Here is an 18943-nt window from a genome sequence, read left to right as displayed (position 1 = left end):
ACAAAGTTTTCTATGGCATCTTGGCACGAGCGCTTTGCAGGTGGCGGCCCGCGTTATGCGGTAATGCTGCACGACCTGGTCATGGTGTGGCTGTGTTGGCAGCTGCTGCTGATGGCCCGCTTCGCGCTGTTGGATGGTGGGCCGGTGCATGCGTGGTTCACGCTGGACGCAGTGATCGTGATCGGCATCCAGGCCGTTGCGTTCTGGAAGGTCGGGCTTTACCGCGGCCTATGGCGATTCGCCTCGGTCGCTGATCTGATCAACATCTTCAAGGCCTCGTTCATCGGCCTGTTGGCGATAGTTGTGGTGTTTTCCTATCGCCGTCTCGAGGGAATTCCCATTTCGGTATTGGTGGTTTACCCATTTGCGCTGTCCGCGCTTCTGGGAGGACCACGTCTGCTGTATCGCGCCTGGAAGGACTACCAGGCCATGCATTCGGATGCCAGCGCGCGCCGTGTGCTGGTGCTCGGTGCCGGCCAGGCCGCTGAGTCGTTGATCAAGGACCTGCGCCGCTCCGGCGACTATGAGCCGGTCGGTCTGCTGGATGATTCGCCGCACCTGCAAGGTGCCTGGGTGCACGGTGCCGCGATCCTGGGAACCCTGGATGAGGTTGCCCAGGTGGCGAAGGAGACCAGCGCCAAGCTGCTGGTGATCGCCATACCCACCCTTGATGCTGCCGGCATGCAAAGGGTGGTGGGTTTGTGCGAGAGCACCGGCCTGCCGTTCCGTACGGTACCCCGCCTGACCGATATCCTTGAGGGTAGTTCGCTACCCGGGCAATTGAAGGAAGTCGCGATCGAAGATCTGCTGGGGCGCAAGCCGATCCTGCCGGATTGGGAATTGCTGCGCAGCTGGTTGCGTGGGCGCACGGTGCTGGTGACCGGTGGCGGTGGTTCGATCGGCTCGGAGTTGTGCCGCCAGTGCGCACGGCACGGTATCACGCGCATCGTGGTGCTGGAGATGAGCGAACTGTTGATGCTCAACATCCAGGCTGAACTGCGCAGGAGCTTCCCGGACCTGGAAGTCCATGGTGTACTCGGTGACTGTGGCGACCCGGCGGTGATCCGCCATGCATTGCGCAGCTACAACCCGGATACCGTGTTCCATGCCGCCGCGTACAAGCAGGTGCCGTTGCTGGAAGCGCAGCTGCGTGAGGCGGTCCGCAACAACACCTTGTCGACCGAGTGCGTCGCCACGGCCTGCATCGAGTCGGGCGTGGAGAACTTCGTCTTCATTTCCACCGACAAGGCTGTTGATCCGGCCAATGCCCTGGGCGCGACCAAGCGTTACGCCGAGATGATCTGCCAAAGCCTGAACCGACGCGCGCCGCACACCCGCTTCGTCACCGTCCGCTTTGGCAACGTGCTGGGTTCGGTGGGCAGCGTGGTGCCGATGTTCCGTGAGCAGATCCGCAAGGGTGGGCCCATCACGGTGACCCATCCGGACGTGAGCCGGTATTTCATGACGATTCCGGAGGCCTGCCTGCTGATCCTCCAGGCAGCGGCTTCCTCGTCGCGTGGCGCAATCTACATGCTGGACATGGGTGAGCCGGTGTTCATCCGCCATCTTGCAGAGCAGATGATCCGTTTGGCCGGCAAGCAGCCGGGGATTGATATCCCGATCATCTACACCGGTTTGCGGCCGGGCGAGAAGCTGCACGAGAGCTTGTTCTACGCCGACGAAAACTGCCAACCGACTGCGCACCCGAAGGTGATGGCGGCAGGCGTGCGTGAATTTTCACCTGAGCTGGTGTTGAATAACGTGGCCGCACTGAGGAAGGCGGTAGCTGCCTACGATATCGAAGCGATGCGACATATCCTCGGCACTACCATCCCCGAGTTCATGCCGGCCGACGATGTCGCGGCGCAGACTGGCACTGCCAATATTGTTCCGTTTCCTACCTCCAAAGAAGCTGGAAGAAGCCACTGATGCACGGCCGAATAAAAAAAGCGGTATTCCCCGTCGCAGGACTTGGAACGCGATTCCTGCCTGCCACCAAGACCGTGCCGAAGGAGATGCTGCCGATCATTGATCGGCCGTTGATCCAGTATGCGGTCGATGAGGCCATCGAGGCTGGCTGTGACACCCTGATCTTCATCACCAACCGCTACAAGCACGCGGTGGCCGACTACTTCGACAAGGCCTACGAGCTGGAGCAGAAGCTCGAGCGCGCCGGCAAGCAGGAGCAGCTGGAGCTGATCCGGCATGTGCTGCCCAAGGGCGTGCGCGCGGTGTTCGTGACCCAGACCGAAGCGCTGGGGCTGGGCCATGCGGTGCTGTGTGCCAAGGCGATCGTCGGCAACGAGCCCTTCGCGGTGCTGCTGCCGGATGACCTGATCTGGAACCGCGGCGACGGCGCGCTCAAGCAGATGGCTGACTTGAACGCTACCACTGGCGCCAGTGTCATTGCGGTGGAAGACGTGCCGCACGACAAGACCGGCAGCTATGGCATCGTAGCGACCGACAAGTTCGATGGCCGCAAGGGACATATCAGCCAGATCGTCGAGAAGCCGAAGCCGGAAGATGCGCCGAGCGACTTGGCGGTCGTTGGTCGCTATGTGCTCAGCCCGAAGATCTTCGAGTTGCTGGAGGCTACCGGTACTGGTGCGGGTGGCGAAATCCAGCTGACCGATGCGATTGCGCAGTTGCTCAAGATCGAGCAGGTGGACGCGTACCGTTTCGAGGGCACGCGCTTTGACTGCGGCACCCATCTGGGGTTGATCGAAGCGACCGTGCGCTTTGCGCTGGAAAACGAGAAGCTGGCCGGGCCGGCACGGGCGGCGATGCAGAAGATGCTGGCGGAATAAGCGCTGCGAGCATTCTGGAAGCGGCTGTCGTCTGTCAGTTGTGTTGATTGGAAAAGCAGCCGGAAGGCTGCTTTTCTGTTTCTGGCCCCGGGCTGTTGCCAGCAGGGCGGTGCGGCAAGCTACCCCTCTCCCCAACCCCTCTCCCGCAAGGGGAGAGGGGCTACAGCTGCAGTTGCCGGGAATGCTGGCGCTCGCAGCGATTCAAGCCCCTCTCCCCTTGCGGGAGAGGGGTTGGGGAGAGGAGGTGCTCTTCGCGATGAGCCCAAAAAAGAAGGCGGCCTTCAGGCCGCCTTCTTCAATCAACAACGCAGCTGATCGCTTACAGCGATTCGAAAATACCCGCAGCGCCCATGCCGGTGCCGATGCACATGGTCACCATGCCGAACTTCTGCTGGCGACGGCGCAGGCCGTGCAACAGGGTAGCCGTACGGATCGCGCCGGTAGCACCCAGCGGGTGGCCCAGGGCGATGGCGCCGCCCAGCGGGTTGACCTTGGACGGATCCAGGCCGCAATCGCGGATCACCGCCAGCGACTGCGCGGCGAAGGCTTCGTTGAGCTCGATCCAGTCCAGCTGGTCCTGGCTCAGGCCGGCCTGCTTCAGTGCCTTCGGAATTGCTGCGATCGGGCCAATGCCCATCACTTCCGGGCGCACGCCGGCGACCGAGAAGCTGACAAAGCGGGCCAGCGGGGTCAGGCCGTAGTCCTTGATCGCCTGCTCCGAGGCCAGCAGCACTGCACCGGCACCGTCGCTCATCTGCGAGGAGTTGCCTGCCGTGACGGAGCCGCCGAACTGGCCATTGCGGAACACCGGGCGCAGCTTGGCCAAGCCTTCAGCCGACGAATCCAGGCGCGGGCCTTCGTCGGTGTCGGCGATCTTGTTGCGGGTGATGATGCGCTTGCCATCGGCCAGGTCAGGCAGGTGCGAGACAATGTCGTAAGGGCTGATTTCGTCCTTGAACTCGCCGTTCTGGATCGCGGCGATGGCCTTCTGGTGCGAGGCCAGGGCGAAGGCGTCCTGCTCCTCGCGCGAGACCTTCCATTCCTCGGCGACCTTCTCGGCAGTGATGCCCATGCCGTAGGCAATGGCGACGTGGTCGTTGTCGAACACGCTCGGTGCCATCGCGATCTTGTTGCCCATCATCGGCACCATCGACATCGACTCGGTGCCGCCGGCCAGCATCAGGTCGCTGTTGCCCAGACGGATCTGGTCAGCAGCCATCGCCACGGCCTGCAGGCCGGACGAGCAGAAGCGGTTCACCGTCTGCGCGGCGATGGTGTTCGGCAGGCCGGCCAGCAGCACGCCGATGCGCGCCACGTTCATGCCTTGCTCGGCTTCGGGCATGGCGCAGCCGATGATGGCGTCATCGATGCGGTTGACGTCCACGCCCGGGGCCTGTGCGACCACGGAACGGAGCACGTGGGCGAGCATGTCGTCCGGACGGGTGTTGCGGAACATGCCCTTGGGCGCCTTGCCAACCGGGGTGCGGGTGGCGGCGACGATATAGGCGTCCTGGATTTGCTTGGTCATTGCAGTGATCTCTTCAATAGGTGTGAGCGTGAGGGCGGGCGAGGGCAGCGCTTGCAGCGCCGCCCCGAAGCACGCTCACTCAGTTCCGCAGCGGCTTGCCGGTGGTCAGCATGTGCGCGATGCGGGCCTGGGTCTTTTCCTGCTGGGCCAGTTCGACGAAGTGCTTGCGCTCCAGGGTCAGCAGCCACTCTTCGTCGACCACGCTGTTGCGGTCGACCTTGCCGCCGCACAACACGGTGGCGATGCGCTCGGCGATTTCGTAGTCGTAGGGGCTGATGAAGCGGCCTTCCAGCATGTTGACCAGCATCATCTTGAAGGTGGCAATGCCAACGTCGCCGGCCACGCGGATGCGGCGTGCCGGCATCGGCGGACGGTATCCGCCTTCGGCCAGCGCGGTGACTTCGGCCTTGGCGATGTGCAGCAGCTCGAAGCTGTTGAACACGACCTTGTCGGTGCCGCGCATCAGGCCCAGTTCCTTGGCGTTGACCGCCGAGTTGGAGACCTTGGCCATGGCCACGGTTTCGAAGGTCTTCTTCAGCTCGGCGAACACGTCGCCGTCCGGGCCGGCCGCCTGCGAGGCACGCACGGCGATTTCCTTCAGGCCGCCACCGGCCGGCAGCAGGCCGACACCGGCTTCCACCAGACCGATATAGCTCTCCAGCGCCGCTACCGACTTGGCCGCATGCATCTGGAATTCGCAGCCGCCGCCCAGCGCCAAGCCGCGCACCGCGGTGACAACCGGCACGGTGGCGTACTTGATGCGCTGGCTGGTGCGCTGGAAGTTGGCCACCATCGCCTCGAACTCGGCGAACTTGCCGGCCTTCAGCGCGCCCAATGCGCCGGACAGATCGGCGCCGGCAGAGAAGGGCTCCTTGTTCTGCCAGATCACCACGCCCTTGAACTGCTTCTCGGCCAGGCCGATCGCGTGCTGGATGCCGTCCAGCACCTGGTCGGAGACAGTGTTCATCTTGGTCTTGAAGCTGATGACGCCGATACCGTCACCGTCGGTCCACAGGCGGATGCCGTCGTTCTCGAACACGGTCTCGCCCTGCGCGAACTTCTCGCCCAGCAGTGCATCCGGGAAGCGCTGGCGCTGGTACACCGGCAGCGAGGAGCGCGGTACCAGGGCATTCTGCGTCGGGCTGTAGCTGCCTTCGGCGGCGTGCACGCCATCACGGCCGTCCAGCACCCAGGCCGGCAGCGGGGCATTGCTCATGCTCTTGCCGGCGGCGATGTCGTCGGCGATCCACTGTGCCACCTGCTTCCAGCCAGCGGCCTGCCAGGTTTCGAACGGGCCCAAGGACCAGCCGTAGCCCCAGCGGATGGCCAGGTCGACGTCGCGCGCGGTTTCGGCGATATCGGCCAGGTGGTAGGCGCTGTAATGGAACAGGTCGCGGAAGGTCGCCCACAGGAACTGTGCGTGCGGGTGCTGGCTTTCGCGCAGCTTGGCGAACTTCTCGGCCGGGTTCTTGATCTTCAGGATCTCGACCACTTCCGGCGCGGCGACGCGGTCAGCCGGACGATAGTCCTGCTTCTCAAGGTCGATGACCATGATGTCCTTGCCGACCTTGCGGAAGATGCCGGCGCCGGTCTTCTGGCCCAATGCGCCCTTGCTGATCAGCGCGCCCAGCCATGCCGGTGCATTGAAGTACTTGTGCCACGGGTCGTCAGGCAGGGTGTCGCCCATGGTCTTGATGACGTGAGCCATGGTGTCCAGGCCGACCACGTCGGAGGTGCGGTAGGTGGCCGACTTCGGGCGGCCGACCAGCGGGCCGGTCAGGCCGTCCACTTCGTCAAAGCCCAGTCCGAACTGCTGGGTGTGGTGGATGGTCGACAGGATCGAGAACACGCCGATGCGATTGCCGATGAAGTTCGGGGTGTCCTTGGCGTAGACCACGCCCTTGCCCAGGTTGGTGGTCAGGAAGGTTTCCAGGCCTTCCAGCACCGACTTGTCGGTGGTCTTGGCCGGGATCAGCTCGGCCAGGTGCATGTAGCGCGGCGGATTGAAGAAGTGCACGCCGCTGAAGCGGTGGCGCAGCTCTTCCGGCAGCACGTCGGCCAGCTTGTTGATGCCCAGGCCCGAGGTGTTGGAAGCCAGCACCGCGTGTTCGTTCACGAACGGCGCGATCTTCTTGTACAGGTCCTGCTTCCAGTCCATCCGTTCAGCGATGGCTTCGATGATCAGGTCGCAGTCGCGCAGCTGCTCCACGCCGGAGTCGTAATTGGCCGGGGTGATGGCTTCGGCAAGTGCCTTGCTGGCCAGCGGGGCCGGGCTCAGCTTGCCCAGATTGGCAATGGCCTTGAGCACGATGCCGTCGGCAGGACCTTCCTTGGCGGCCAGGTCGAACAGCACCGTGTCGACGCCGGCATTGGTCAGGTGGGCGGCGATCTGCGCACCCATGACGCCTGCGCCCAGGACGGCGGCGCGGCGGACAAGCAGGGAATTGGACATATCGATAAACCTTTGGTCTGCGATGACGGTTGGATCAGGGAACGGCGGGGGAGGTCGGGGTGCGCACGCTGGCGCGGAACCCGGCTTCGGCGAAATGGATCAATTCCTGCGCGGCCTTGCGGCGGTGCTCGGCCTCGCTGATGTTGTGTGGGCGCTTGATCAGTCCGAAATCGGCCATGGCGTAGGTCAGGGAACCGGCCAGGAAGTCCAGGCGCCAGTACAGCTCTTCCTTGCTCAAGCCCGGCACACAGGCGCCGATGGCCTTGCCGAACTCGCGCAGCACGTGGCCGTAGTGGTCGGACAGGAACTTGCGCAGGTTGTCGTTCTTTTCGGCATAGGCGCGGGCGATGACGCGGACGAAAGCGCCGCCACTCTGGCGGTCCTGGGCCAGCGCCAGCGCCGGCTCGACGAAGGCGGCCAGCACGGCACGCAGATCACCGGGCTGGGTGCTGCGGGCCTGTTCCAGCTGGCCCAAGCGGGCGGCGGTCATCTCGTCCATGCGGCGGCGGAACACTTCATTGACCAGGTTGTCCTTGGATCCGAAGTGATAGTTGACCGCGGCGATGTTTACGTCCGCGTGACTGGTTACCTGGCGCAGCGAGGTGCCGGCAAAGCCGTACTGGGCGAACAGTTCCTCGGCCGCGCCGAGGATGCGGTCCTTGGTGGAGAAGCTGGCGGGTTTGCCCATGGCTGGCTCAATCAATCAAACGATTGTTTGGATCCTACGCCCGTCGTCTCGCTCAGGTCATGCTGCTATGCAGCATCATTCATCTGGCGCTGTGCAAAGCCCGGGGTCACCCGGTAGAATTAGCCACCGCAATTCAGGCTAAGCCCGCGTCCGCACGCGGGTTTTTTTAATGTACCCTCGGGCCAGCCGGCCCTTTACCGGAGAATTCCCATGGCGCTGGAGCGCACTCTTTCCATCATCAAGCCCGACGCCGTTGCCAAGAACGTGATCGGCGAAATCTACGCCCGCTTCGAAAAGGCCGGCCTGAAGGTCGTGGCTGCCAAGTACAAGCAGCTCTCGCGCCGTGAAGCCGAAGGCTTCTACGCCGTGCACCGCGAGCGTCCGTTCTTCAACGCCCTGGTCGAGTTCATGATCTCCGGCCCGGTGATGATCCAGGCCCTGGAAGGCGAGAACGCCGTGCTGGCCCACCGCGACCTGCTGGGCGCCACCAACCCGAAGGACGCTGCTCCGGGCACCATCCGCGCCGATTTCGCTGATTCGATCGACGCCAACGCCGCCCACGGTTCGGATTCGGTCGAGAACGCAGCCATCGAAGTGGCCTACTTCTTCGCCGCCACCGAAGTGGTTTCGCGCTAAGTAGAGGTTGAAGTCGTGAACGAGGTCGTACAGTCACCCGCCACCCAGCCGTTGCCGAAAACGGCAGCCACCGCTGGCAAGCAGAACCTGCTCGACCTTGATCGCGCGGGCCTGGAAAAGTTCTTCGTCGAAACCCTCGGCGAGCAGAAGTTCCGTGCCCATCAGGTGATGAAGTGGATCCACCATCGCTACGTCACCGATTTCGACCAGATGACCGACCTCGGCAAGTCGCTGCGCGCCAAGCTGCAGCAGCATGCCGAGGTCGTCGTCCCGAACATCGTGTTTGACAAGCCCTCCGCCGACGGCACCCACAAGTGGTTGCTGGCGATGGGCGTGGATGGCAAGAACGCCATCGAAACCGTCTACATCCCGGACAAGACCCGCGGCACGCTGTGCGTGTCCTCGCAGGTTGGTTGCGGCTTGAACTGCACCTTCTGTTCGACCGCTACCCAGGGTTTCAACCGCAATCTGACCACCGCCGAGATCATCGGCCAGGTGTGGGTTGCCGCCCGTCATCTGGGCAATGTGCCGCACCAGATGCGCCGCCTCACCAATGTGGTGATGATGGGCATGGGCGAGCCCCTGATGAACTTCGACAACGTCATCCGCGCGATGAGCATCATGCGCGATGACCTGGGTTACGGCCTGGCCAACAAGCGCGTGACCTTGTCGACCTCCGGCCTGGTGCCGCAGATCGATCGCCTGTCGGTCGAGAGCGATGTGTCGCTGGCGGTGTCGCTGCATGCGCCGAACGACGAGCTGCGTGAGACGCTGGTGCCGCTGAACAAGAAATACCCGATTGCCGAGTTGATGGCCTCCTGCGCGCGCTACCTGCGCGGCAACAAGAAGCGCGACTCGGTAACCTTTGAATACACCTTGATGAAGGGCATCAACGACCAGCCCGAGCACGCCCGCCAGTTGGCGCGGCTGATGCGTCAGTTCGACAACGCGGTGCAGGCCAAGGATTCGGGCAAGGTCAACCTGATTCCATTCAATCCGTTCCCGGGCACGCGCTATGAGCGCTCGGACGAGGAGCAGATCCGTGCGTTCCAGAAGATCCTGCTCGACTCGCAGGTGCTGACCATGGTGCGGCGTACCCGTGGCGACGATATCGATGCCGCCTGCGGCCAGCTCAAGGGGCAGGTGATGGATCGCACCCGTCGCCAGGCCGAGTTCAACCGGCTGCTGCAGGAACAGGAAGGCGGGGATGCGGTCGCCTGATCGCTGGCTGATTCTATTGGTTCTGGTCACGCTCACTGCGGCGTGCGGGCGGGACAATCTCAAGATCGGGCGTCCGCAGGTGGTTGCACCCGACTACAGCGTCAAGCAGGACAAGACCGCACACAAGCGGATGCGTTACCAGGAGTTCCTGCGCCTGTCGGCGGATCGCTTTGGGCGCGGCCAGTTGGACGAGGCGATGCAGTTCGCGCGCTCGGCGCAGAAGCTGCAGCCCGACACGCCCGATGCCTACACCCTGCAGGCGGTGATCGAGGGGCATAGGGGGCAGGTCGAGGCGGCTGGTGCGCTTTATCGCAAGGCTGCCGAGCTGGCGCCGCACCAGGGGGATGTTCTCAACAATTACGGCGTCTGGCTGTGTGGCAGCGGTCATCCGGCGGAGGCGCTGGTCTGGTTTGATCGTGCCTTGGCCGATCCGAATTACGGCGGGCGCGCCGATGCGTTGGCCAATGCCGGCGGCTGTGCGCTGGATGCCGGGCAGCGTGAGCGCGCCGAAGAGAATCTTCGCCAGGCCCTGGCGTTGGCGCCGGGCAACGCCTATGCGCTGGAGGCCATGGCCCGCAATGAGGTCCAGCAGGGGCGTTATTTCGAGGCCCGGGCCTTCTACCAGCGACGTTTGGCGGCTGCGCCAGCCACGGTTTCCGTGTTACAACTTGCCATTCAGATTGAAGAGCGACTCGGCGACAGGATGGCTGCCGGTCGGTTCCAACAGCGGTTGCGCGAAGAGTTTCCTTCTGCAGCAACCTCGAATCCCCAAGGCTGACGCATTGTGATCAATGATCCGGGTGTAAATGCTTTAGATGGTGTAATGGGTTGCGGCGAGCAGTTGCGCAAGGCGCGGGAGGCCGTCGGCTTGTCGCTTGACGAGGTCGCCGGCCAGTTGCGCATGCCTGTGCAGGTGGTTGCCGCGCTGGAAGCAGAGCAGTGGTCGCGGCTGGGGGCGCCGGTATTCGTGCGTGGCCAGCTGCGTAGCTATGCGCGACTGCTGAAGGTGGATCTGGGAGGGTTGCTGGAACAGGCGCGTATCGCGCCGGTCGAGCCGCCCAAGCTGGTCAGTCATACCCATACGCCGCGACTGAAGCGGGTTGCCGAGAATATCGGCCGCCGCGCGGTCTATGTGGTGATCACCGCGGTATTGGCGGTGCCCGTCTGGTACGTGATCAGTGGCAATTCCAATAGCGCGCCGCCGAGTACGGCCTCGCTGGATGTGGTGCCGGCCCCGGTCGCCGGCGCACAGCCGGCGGCGCCTGTTCAGGCGCCGGCGCATGCGCCGAGCACGGACAACGGTCCCTATATTGCCTCGATGGCGCCCATGGCACGGCCGGCGGCCGCCCCTGCGCCGTCCACATTGACCCTGAATTTCAAGGGGGACAGCTGGGTGGATATCACCGCGCCAGACGGTGCCACCGTCGAAAAGGCCTTGGTGCGCGCCGGCGAGAGCCGCAGTTTCGCGGCCGGCCAGGTGGGGCGGATGGTGCTGGGCAATGCGGCCGAGGTCGAGGTTCAGCAGGCGGCAGGTAACGTCGACCTGGGCCCGTACAAGCGCGGCAATGTGGCCCGCTTTACGGTATCCTCTGACGGCTCCGTGGCGCCGGTTTCACACTGAAACCAGGCGTCGAACAAAACAACAAGGCTCCCCGCCAGGGTGAGCGAGAGTACGCATGGCGATTGACGACCTGCTCGACGAGCACGAACAAAGCGAACGTGTCCGCACGTGGCTGCGCAAGAATGGCGCCGGGATTATCGGCGGAGTAGTTCTCGGTATTGGCGCTATTGCCGGTTGGCAGTGGTGGCAGAAGGAGCAGGTTGGCAAGCTGGCCGACGCCAACGCCCGTTACGAAGCGGTGTCGCGCAGTCTGCAGTCCAAGAACCTTGAGGAAGCAGCCAAGGAGGTTGCGGCCCTGGGTGGCGGCAAGGCAGGCATCTATGCCGACCTGGCCGCGCTGGAGCTGGCCAAGGCACAGGTCGAGGCCGGTAAGAGCGATGACGCGATCAAGACATTGCGCGCGCTCAAGGCCGAAGGCGAGTTCAAGACGCTGATCGACCAGCGCATCGCGCGCCTGATGATTGAAACCGGCAAGCCGCAGGAGGCGTTGACGCTGCTGGCCAACGCCGACGACAGCGCGGGGCTTGAGATCCGTGCCGACGCTCTGGTCGCACAGAACAAGCGCGATGAAGCGCGTGAACTGTACAACCAGGCGCTGGCCAAGCTGGACGTGGCTGCGCCGCAGCGCCGCTTGCTGGAAACCAAATTGATGGACGCCGGCGGTACCGTGGCTGATCCTGCAGCGGAGAAGAATTGATGAATTTCAAGCATGTTGCAGGGATTGCCTTGATCGCGGTGTCCCTGACCGGTTGTTCGACGGTCAAGGGCTGGTTCGCAGGCAAGGATGCAGCGGCAAAGAAGGCGCTGGAGCCGGCTGAGCTGACCAAGTTCGAACCTAGCGTCCAGGTCAGCAAGATCTGGTCGGCTAACGTCGGCAAGGGTGAGGGCCGTATTGGCCTGCGCCAGGCGCCGGTGGTGGCCGATGGCCGCGTTTACGCGGCGGCAGTGCAGGGAGGCGTGCACGCGCTGGACCTGCAGACTGGCAAGCAGGTCTGGGAATACAGCCCGGCCAAGGAAAAGAAGAAGCCCAAGCTGCGTCTTTCCGGTGGTCCGGGCGTTGGCGATGGCCTGGTGGTGATCGGCACGCTGGATGGGCAGGTGATCGCGCTGGACGCCGCCAATGGCAGCGAGAAGTGGAAGTCCAAGGTGACCGGCGAGGTAATCGCCGCGCCGGCGGTGGCCCAGGGCCTGGTGTTCGTGCGCAGCAATGATGGCCGCACGACGGCGCTGGATGCGGCTACCGGCGAGCAGCGCTGGTTCAATGCGCAGGAGCTGCCGTCGCTGACCGTGCGCGGCAATGCGCCGGTCGTGACCGGCCCTGGCGTGCTGTTCATCGGCAACGATGACGGTACCGTTGCCGCCTTGGCGATGCAGGATGGGCGTCCGCTGTGGGAGCAGATGGTAGGCACCCCGGAAGGACGTACCGAGCTGGAGCGCATGGCCGATATCGATGGCGCGCCGGTGTTGGAAGGCAATACGCTGTTTGTCACCAGCTTCAAGAACGAAACGATGGCCATTGAAGGCCCGACCGGTCGTCCGATGTGGTCGCGTGACCATGGCGGCGGCGGTGGTGTTGCGGTGTCCTCGGGTAATGTCGTGGTCACCGATGGCAAGGGTACGGTGTACGGCTTGGACAAGAGCTCAGGCTCTGCCATGTGGTCGCAGCAGGCGCTGGCGCGCCGCTCGTTGACCGGTGCTGCCATCCAGGGCGACTACGCCGTGGTTGGTGATTACAAGGGATATCTGCATTGGCTGCGGTTGAGCGATGGTGAATTGGCAGCGCGTGAGAAGAGCGGTGGTGATGCTCTGCTGGCGCAGCCGCTCGTCGCCGACGGCATCCTGCTGGTGCAGAACGTAGATGGGAAGCTGACCGCATTCCGGTTGGCCCAATAAGGAGTTAACGCGATGCTGCCTTTGGTCGCCCTGGTTGGACGGCCGAACGTCGGCAAGTCCACGATTTTCAATGCGTTGACGCGTACGCGCGATGCGCTGGTCCATGACCAGCCCGGGGTAACCCGTGATCGCAACTACGGCGTTTGCCGCACGGACGAGGACAATCCCTTCCTGCTCGTGGATACCGGCGGTATTGCCGGTGAAGAGGAAGGGCTGGCCGGCGCCACTGCGCGCCAGGCCCGAGCCGCCGCCGGTGAGGCGGATCTGATCGTATTTGTTGTTGACGCGCGTGATGGCACGTCGGCCCTGGATGACGAGATCCTGTCTTGGCTGCGCAAGCTTGCGCGGCCCACGTTGCTGTTGATCAACAAGATCGACGGTACGGACGAACATGCCGTTCGTTCGGAATTTGCCCGTTATGGGTTCAGCGAGATGTTGATGATCTCTGCCGCGCACCGGCAGGGCATCGATGACCTGGTTGATGAGATCGTCGAGCGTTTGCCGGAAGAAGGCACGGCCGAGACGCTGGACAACGACCCGGACCGCATCCGTATCGCCTTCGTTGGCCGCCCGAACGTGGGCAAGTCGACGCTGGTCAACCGCATCCTCGGCGAGGAGCGGATGATCGCCTCCGAAGTGCCCGGCACCACCCGCGATTCGATCGCGGTGGATCTGGAGCGCGACGGGCAGTTGTACCGCCTGATCGATACCGCCGGCCTGCGCCGCAAGTCACGCGTGGACGAGGTGGTGGAGAAGTTCAGCGTGGTCAAGACGCTGCGCTCGATCGAGCAGTGCCAGGTGGCGGTGTTGATGCTGGACGCCCACGAAGGTGTGACCGATCAGGATGCCAGCGTGTTGGGCGCGTTGCTCGATGCCGGTCGCGCGTTGGTCATTGCGATCAACAAGTGGGACGGTTTGAGCGAGTATGACAAGCAGCAGGCCGAGACCCTGTTGTCGTTGAAGCTGGGCTTCGTGCCATGGGCCGAGAATGTGCGGATTTCCGCACTGCATGGCTCGGGCCTGCGTGAGCTGTTCAAGGCAGTGCATCGCGCGCATGCCTCGGCGACGCACGAATTCAGCACGGCCGAAGTCAACAAGGCGCTGGAAGTGGCCTATGAAGCCAATCCGCCGCCGAGCATCCGTGGCCACGTCTCCAAGCTGCGTTACGTGCACCCGGGTGGCAGCAATCCGCCGACCTTCATCGTGCACGGCACGCGCCTGAAGGAGCTTCCGGATTCGTACAAGCGCTATCTGGAGAACTTCTTCCGCAAGCGTTTCAAGCTGGTGGGTACGCCAGTGACCTTCCTGTTCCGTGAGGGTGCCAACCCGTACGAGGGCAAGAAGAACGTGCTGACGGATCGCCAGGTCAAGGCCAAGCGACGCCTGATGAAGCACGTCAAGGGCAGGAAGTGACTCCGGCCCGGGCCGCGGTTCAGGCGTACTGGGTGATGTAGACAAAAGCGGCCGAAAGGCCGCTTTTGTTTTTGGTGTGTTGAGTGGGGTAGGGCGTTCGATCTGGCCGACGTTCCCACTAAATGATTTCGTCATTCCCGCGCAGGCGGGAATCGCTCTTGCTCTTGCTTGTAGAGAGGGCGTGGGTGCAATTGGAAGGGCGAAGGCGGAGATCAAAGCAAAAGCAGGAGCAGGAGCAGGAGCAAGAGCAAGAGCAGGAGCAAGAGCAGGAGCAAGAGCGATTCCCGCCTGCGCGGGAATGACGAGCTTAAAAAAGCCCCAAAGCCCAAAGCCCAAAGCTCAAAGCCCAAAGGCGTTCCTCCTTTGGCTCCCGTTTGGTCGATAATCCAGCCATGAGCATTCGCGAACTGACCCCGGAACTGGCACGTGCCCGCCAAGCAGATGGCGCATTGCTGATCGACGTGCGCGAGGCGCACGAGCGGGCAGGGGGCATGGCCGAAGGTGCCATCGGCATTGCAAAGGCGGAGCTGCTTGCCAGCCCTGCGTTGCACCTGCCGGCACCCGAGCGCGAGATCCTGCTGATCTGCCAGAGCGGCAAGCGTTCTGCGGACGCCGCACAAGCGCTGCAGGATGCCGGCTTCACCAATCTGTCTTCGGTAAGTGGTGGCACAGTTGCCTGGCGGACCGCAGGCCTGCCCCTGGTTCAGCCCATGCTGGATGCGGGTGAGCGCGATTTCTATGACCGCTACTCGCGGCATCTGCTGCTGCCGCAGGTGGGCGAAGCGGGCCAGCGCCGCTTGCAGCAATCGCGGGTGTTGCTGCTGGGCGCTGGTGGCCTGGGGGCGCCGGCGGCGTTCTACCTGGCTGCAGCCGGGGTAGGGCGGCTGCGCATCGTCGATGACGACGTGGTCGAGCGCAGCAACCTGCAACGGCAGATCGTCCATACCGACGCGAGCTTGGGGAGGGCGAAGGTGGACTCCGCGCGACAGCGCCTGACGGCGCTGAACCCGCACATCGAGGTGGAGGCGATCGCTGAGCGCGTGACCTCGGCCAATGTCGATGTCCTGTTGCAGGGGGTGGACGTGGTGCTGGACGGCTCGGACAACTTCCCGCTGCGCTACCTGCTCAATGACGCCTGCATCAAGCACGCCAAGCCGCTGGTGTATGCGGCCATCGAGCGTTTTGATGGGCAGGTGAGTGTGTTCGATGCGGGCCGCCAACGCGGTGTCGCACCGTGCTACCGCTGTCTGTTCCCGGAGCCACCGCCGCCTGAATTCGCGCCCAACTGTTCCGAGGCCGGGGTGCTGGGTGTACTGCCGGGGCTGGCCGGGGTCATGCAGGCAACCGAGGTGCTGAAGCTGCTGCTGGATATCGGCGAACCGTTGACGGGGCGTCTGCTGCGTTTCGATGCCCTGCAGATGCGATTCCGCGAGACCCGCGTGCACGCCGATCCTGCCTGCACGTTGTGCGCGCCTGGCGTGCCGTTTCCGGGGTATATCGACTACGCGGCATTCTGTTCGCATTCGCCATGAGTGGAATGACGCAGATGCAGACCGGTTCTGCACGCATTTTGCTTTATCGTGCGCCTAGACGATTACAAGGCGGTGCGGCATGGCAGCGGAGTCCTCACAGGAACTGGTAAAGGTAGTTGCGCTGCTTGGCGCTGCAGTGGTCGCTGTTCCCTTGTTCAGGCGGCTCGGTCTGGGTTCGGTGTTGGGCTACTTCGTCGCCGGCTTGGCCATTGGGCCGTTTGGCTTCGGTTGGTTCTCCGATCCGCAGGCGATCTTGCATGTGGCTGAGTTGGGCGTGGTGATGTTCCTGTTCGTGATCGGCCTGGAAATGCGCCCGTCGCATCTTTGGAGCCTGCGCGGCGAGATCTTCGGGCTGGGCACGGCCCAGATTGTTACCTGTGCGGTAGTGCTGACCGGCGTCGCAATGCTGTTCGGCTACCGCCCGCAGATCGCCTTCATCGCTGCCGCTGGTTTTGTACTGACCTCTACCGCAGTGGTGATGCAGTTGCTCGGGGAGCGCGGCGACCTGACGCTGCCGTCCGGACAGAAGATCGTCTCCATCCTGCTGTTTGAAGACTTGCTGATCGTGCCGTTGCTGGCCGTGGTGGCTTGGATGGCGCCGGCGCAGGTTGGTGCGCACGAAGGCTCGCGTTGGGCGAGCATCGCCATCGGTGCGGGAGCCATCGTTGGACTGGTGCTGGTGGGCCGCTATCTGCTCAACCCCCTGTTCCGCATCCTTGCTGCCGCCAAGGCGCGCGAGGTGATGACGGCGGCCGCCTTGCTGGTGGTGTTGGGGGCGGCATTGCTGATGCAGCTGGGTGGGCTGTCGATGGCGATGGGGGCGTTCCTGGCCGGTGTACTGCTGTCCGAATCCACCTTCCGCCATCAGATCGAGGCGGATATCGAGCCCTTCCGCGGCATCCTGCTCGGCCTGTTCTTCCTCAGCGTCGGCATGGCCTTGGATCTGTCGGTGGTTGCGGCCAACTGGAAGGTGATCGCGCTGCTGGTGCCTGCAATGATGCTGGCCAAGGCGATCTGCATTTACGGTGTGGCGCGGGTGATGGGCAGTGACCACCGGCAGGCGCTGGATCGCGGCGTACTGATGGCGCAGGGCGGCGAGTTCGCCTTCGTGTTGTTTGCCGCCGCTGCCACCACCGGCGTGATCGATGCCAAGGTCAACGCCAACCTCACCGCGGTGGTGGTGCTGTCGATGGCGCTGACGCCGTTGTGCATGCTGGTGTATCGGCTGCTGGTGAAGGAAGGTGAGGTCTCGACCGATGGCGTGGATGCGGCCGACGGACTCAGTGGTAGCGTCCTGGTGATTGGTTTCGGTCGCTTCGGCCAGGTCTCCAGCCAATCACTGCTGGCGCGCGACGTGGACGTGACCATCATCGACAACGATATCGAGATGATCCGCAGCGCCAGCCGTTTCGGCTTCAAGATTTATTACGGTGATGGCACGCGATTGGACGTGCTGCGCGCCTCCGGTGCCGAAACCGCACGCGCGATTGCGGTCTGCATCGATGATCGTGCTGCCGCGGATCGCATCGTCGAGCTGGTGCGTCACGAGTTCCCGCTGGCCAAGCTGCTGGTGCGCTCGTTCGACCGTGAGCATTCGTTGTCGTTGATACATGCCGGGGTGGATTTCCAGATCCGCGAAACATTCGAATCGGCGGTGGAATTCGGGCGTGCGGCACTGATGCAGCTGGGTGTGGATGAGGACGAGGCCGATGTGGTCGCGCGCGAGATCCGCCGCCGTGACGCTGAGCGCTTCGAGCTGGAAATGGCCGGCGGCGGGCTGCAGGCGGACACCGGGCTGATGTACCGCAATACGCCCGGTGCGCCGACGCCGACGCCGTTCACGACCCCGCGGCGTGAAGCGCGTCCGCTCAATCCTGACGCCATTGCCGGCGCCGGGGAGCCGGCCGCTGCCGATCCAGGCGGGGCGCCGGGGTCATGACAAGGTGTGGCGATGGCCGGAATCAGGGACAATAGCCGCCCCCGTGTTCACCGCCATGCCCCATGACTGTCCTCGCCGACGCCTCCACGCAGACCTCCCGCATCCTTGATGGCCGCCGCATCGCCGAGGAACTGCTCGACGATTTGAAGGTGCGCGTCGATGCCCGCCTGGCCGCTGGCGGCGCCCGGCCCGGTCTGGCCGTGGTGCTGGTAGGCGGCGACCCGGCGTCCTCGGTATACGTGCGCAACAAGCGCCGTGCCGCCGAGAAAGTCGGCATCGAGGCCTTTGACTACGACCTGCCGGAAGGTACCAGCGAGGCCCAGTTGCTGGAGCTGATCGACCAGCTCAACGCGGATCCCAAGATCCACGGCATCCTGATCCAGCTGCCATTGCCGGGCATTCCCGATGCCAACCGCCTGATCCAGCGCATCGATCCGCGCAAGGACGTGGACGGCTTCCACCCGCAGAACGTGGGTCACCTGGTTCTCCGCGAATTCGGCCTGCGGCCGTGCACCCCGCGTGGCATCACCACGCTGCTCGGCCATACCGACCAGCCGGTACGCGGCCGCAATGCCACCATCGTCGGTGTCAGCAACCATGTCGGCCGGCCGATGGGCTTGGAACTGTTGATCGCCGGTTGCACGGTGACCAGCTGCCACAAGTTCACCCCCAAGGACGTGCTGGAACAGGCCGTACGCAACGCCGACATCCTGGTCGTCGCGGTTGGTATTCCGCAGCTGATTCCGGGTGAATGGGTGAAGCCGGGTGCCGTGGTGATCGATGTCGGCATCAACCGCCTGGATGATGGCCGCCTGGTCGGCGATGTCGGCTTCGATGCAGCAGCGCAGCGGGCCAGCTGGATTACCCCGGTGCCGGGTGGCGTTGGCCCGATGACGGTTGCCACGCTGATGCAGAATACGATCGAAGCGGCCGAGGCCAGCGCCGAAGGTATGAAGTTCTAAGGCCCTGTAGTGCCGAGCCATGCTCGGCAGGGGCTTTCCCGGCACAGCATGAATGTAGTGCCGAGCCATGCTCGGCAGGGGCTTTCCCGGTACAGCATGAATGTAGCGCCGAGCCATGCTCGGTAAGGGGCTTTCCCGGCGCAGCATCAGCGTAGTGGGGGGCCCGGGGTAGCCGGGGGCGCGGGCGCGGGGGCCCAGGCGCGGGCGCCGGGGGGGCGGCCCGGCGCCGGCGGCGGGGCCCGCCCCGCCCC

At 64.0% G+C, this 18943-nt stretch carries 15 protein-coding genes; 12 read left to right on the top strand and 3 right to left on the bottom strand.

Features of this window, described 5'->3' with window-relative positions:
• Window positions 1-12 precede the first annotated feature (12 nt).
• Window positions 13-1929 (top strand): polysaccharide biosynthesis protein, encoded by a 1917-nt coding sequence (locus AC1VXC_RS08420; RefSeq protein WP_313171644.1) that lies wholly within the window; start codon window positions 13-15, stop codon window positions 1927-1929.
• On the top strand, window positions 1929-2807 hold the full coding sequence (gene galU, locus AC1VXC_RS08415; protein WP_313171646.1) for a UTP--glucose-1-phosphate uridylyltransferase GalU: 879 nt from the start codon (window positions 1929-1931) through the stop codon (window positions 2805-2807). The genes AC1VXC_RS08420 and galU overlap by 1 nt, the downstream gene beginning before the upstream one ends.
• A 319-nt stretch (window positions 2808-3126) precedes the next feature.
• On the opposite strand, the gene AC1VXC_RS08410 is transcribed toward galU, so the two are convergent.
• The 3 genes from AC1VXC_RS08410 to AC1VXC_RS08400 form a co-directional block, all read right to left on the bottom strand.
• Entirely contained in the window at window positions 3127-4335 is a 1209-nt protein-coding gene (locus tag AC1VXC_RS08410; RefSeq protein WP_481527443.1) for an acetyl-CoA C-acyltransferase, read from the bottom strand.
• Window positions 4336-4414: 79 nt separating this feature from the next.
• A complete protein-coding gene (locus AC1VXC_RS08405) occupies window positions 4415-6787 on the bottom strand; it encodes a 3-hydroxyacyl-CoA dehydrogenase/enoyl-CoA hydratase family protein (protein ID WP_481538766.1) in 2373 nt (790 codons plus the stop codon).
• A 34-nt stretch (window positions 6788-6821) separates the two neighbouring features.
• Window positions 6822-7475: a TetR/AcrR family transcriptional regulator gene (locus AC1VXC_RS08400; protein ID WP_313171652.1), complete on the bottom strand. Its 654-nt coding sequence runs from the start codon at window positions 7473-7475 to the stop codon at window positions 6822-6824.
• Window positions 7476-7685: 210 nt separating this feature from the next.
• Here AC1VXC_RS08400 and ndk point away from each other — a divergent pair, with 210 nt between their 5' ends.
• The 10 genes from ndk to folD all read left to right on the top strand — a co-directional run bounded on the left by ndk (window position 7686) and on the right by folD (window position 18692).
• Window positions 7686-8111, top strand: coding sequence for a nucleoside-diphosphate kinase (ndk, locus tag AC1VXC_RS08395; RefSeq protein WP_108749396.1), 426 nt, complete (start codon window positions 7686-7688; stop codon window positions 8109-8111).
• 15 nt (window positions 8112-8126) lie between these two features.
• Entirely contained in the window at window positions 8127-9332 is a 1206-nt protein-coding gene (rlmN, locus tag AC1VXC_RS08390; protein WP_481538767.1) for a dual-specificity RNA methyltransferase RlmN, read from the top strand.
• A complete protein-coding gene (gene pilW, locus AC1VXC_RS08385) occupies window positions 9319-10110 on the top strand; it encodes a type IV pilus biogenesis/stability protein PilW (RefSeq protein ID WP_482995025.1) in 792 nt (263 codons plus the stop codon). The genes rlmN and pilW overlap by 14 nt, the downstream gene beginning before the upstream one ends.
• Window positions 10111-10116: 6 nt before the next feature.
• A complete protein-coding gene (locus AC1VXC_RS08380) occupies window positions 10117-10953 on the top strand; it encodes a RodZ domain-containing protein (protein WP_313171658.1) in 837 nt (278 codons plus the stop codon).
• Window positions 10954-11008: 55 nt separating this feature from the next.
• Window positions 11009-11650 carry a YfgM family protein gene (locus tag AC1VXC_RS08375; RefSeq protein WP_481538769.1) on the top strand — a complete coding sequence of 214 codons (642 nt, stop codon included), beginning with the start codon at window positions 11009-11011 and terminating at the stop codon, window positions 11648-11650.
• Complete coding sequence (gene bamB, locus AC1VXC_RS08370; protein WP_481538770.1) at window positions 11650-12846, top strand: outer membrane protein assembly factor BamB; 1197 nt, start codon at window positions 11650-11652, stop codon at window positions 12844-12846. The genes AC1VXC_RS08375 and bamB overlap by 1 nt, the downstream gene beginning before the upstream one ends.
• A 12-nt stretch (window positions 12847-12858) precedes the next feature.
• Window positions 12859-14259, top strand: coding sequence for a ribosome biogenesis GTPase Der (gene der / locus AC1VXC_RS08365; protein WP_481538771.1), 1401 nt, complete (start codon window positions 12859-12861; stop codon window positions 14257-14259).
• Window positions 14260-14633: 374 nt separating this feature from the next.
• Window positions 14634-15791, top strand: coding sequence for a molybdopterin-synthase adenylyltransferase MoeB (moeB, locus tag AC1VXC_RS08360; RefSeq protein ID WP_481538772.1), 1158 nt, complete (start codon window positions 14634-14636; stop codon window positions 15789-15791).
• A gap of 79 nt (window positions 15792-15870) precedes the next feature.
• Window positions 15871-17730, top strand: a complete 1860-nt coding sequence (locus AC1VXC_RS08355; protein WP_313171668.1) for a monovalent cation:proton antiporter-2 (CPA2) family protein — start codon at window positions 15871-15873, stop codon at window positions 17728-17730.
• Window positions 17731-17792: 62 nt separating this feature from the next.
• On the top strand, window positions 17793-18692 hold the full coding sequence (gene folD / locus AC1VXC_RS08350; RefSeq protein ID WP_313171670.1) for a bifunctional methylenetetrahydrofolate dehydrogenase/methenyltetrahydrofolate cyclohydrolase FolD: 900 nt from the start codon (window positions 17793-17795) through the stop codon (window positions 18690-18692).
• Window positions 18693-18943 lie beyond the last annotated feature (251 nt).

Source organism: Stenotrophomonas sp. STEN033 (assembly GCF_056856655.1).
Note: the sequence above shows the minus strand (reverse complement) of the source record. Positions and strands in the feature narration are given on the sequence as shown.

What these genes read in the sequence shown, in the direction of transcription:
- AC1VXC_RS08355 (WP_313171668.1), top strand. Translation starts at nt 15,871, where the DNA reads ATGGCAGCGGAGTCCTCACAGGAACTGGTAAAGGTAGTTGCGCTGCTT.
- der (WP_481538771.1), top strand. Translation starts at nt 12,859, where the DNA reads ATGCTGCCTTTGGTCGCCCTGGTTGGACGGCCGAACGTCGGCAAGTCC.
- AC1VXC_RS08400 (WP_313171652.1), bottom strand. Translation starts at nt 7,475, where the DNA reads ATGGGCAAACCCGCCAGCTTCTCCACCAAGGACCGCATCCTCGGCGCG.
- folD (WP_313171670.1), top strand. Translation starts at nt 17,793, where the DNA reads ATGACTGTCCTCGCCGACGCCTCCACGCAGACCTCCCGCATCCTTGAT.
- bamB (WP_481538770.1), top strand. Translation starts at nt 11,650, where the DNA reads ATGAATTTCAAGCATGTTGCAGGGATTGCCTTGATCGCGGTGTCCCTG.
- AC1VXC_RS08375 (WP_481538769.1), top strand. Translation starts at nt 11,009, where the DNA reads ATGGCGATTGACGACCTGCTCGACGAGCACGAACAAAGCGAACGTGTC.
- AC1VXC_RS08420 (WP_313171644.1), top strand. Translation starts at nt 13, where the DNA reads ATGGCATCTTGGCACGAGCGCTTTGCAGGTGGCGGCCCGCGTTATGCG.
- AC1VXC_RS08405 (WP_481538766.1), bottom strand. Translation starts at nt 6,787, where the DNA reads ATGTCCAATTCCCTGCTTGTCCGCCGCGCCGCCGTCCTGGGCGCAGGC.
- AC1VXC_RS08410 (WP_481527443.1), bottom strand. Translation starts at nt 4,335, where the DNA reads ATGACCAAGCAAATCCAGGACGCCTATATCGTCGCCGCCACCCGCACC.
- ndk (WP_108749396.1), top strand. Translation starts at nt 7,686, where the DNA reads ATGGCGCTGGAGCGCACTCTTTCCATCATCAAGCCCGACGCCGTTGCC.
- pilW (WP_482995025.1), top strand. Translation starts at nt 9,319, where the DNA reads ATGCGGTCGCCTGATCGCTGGCTGATTCTATTGGTTCTGGTCACGCTC.
- galU (WP_313171646.1), top strand. Translation starts at nt 1,929, where the DNA reads ATGCACGGCCGAATAAAAAAAGCGGTATTCCCCGTCGCAGGACTTGGA.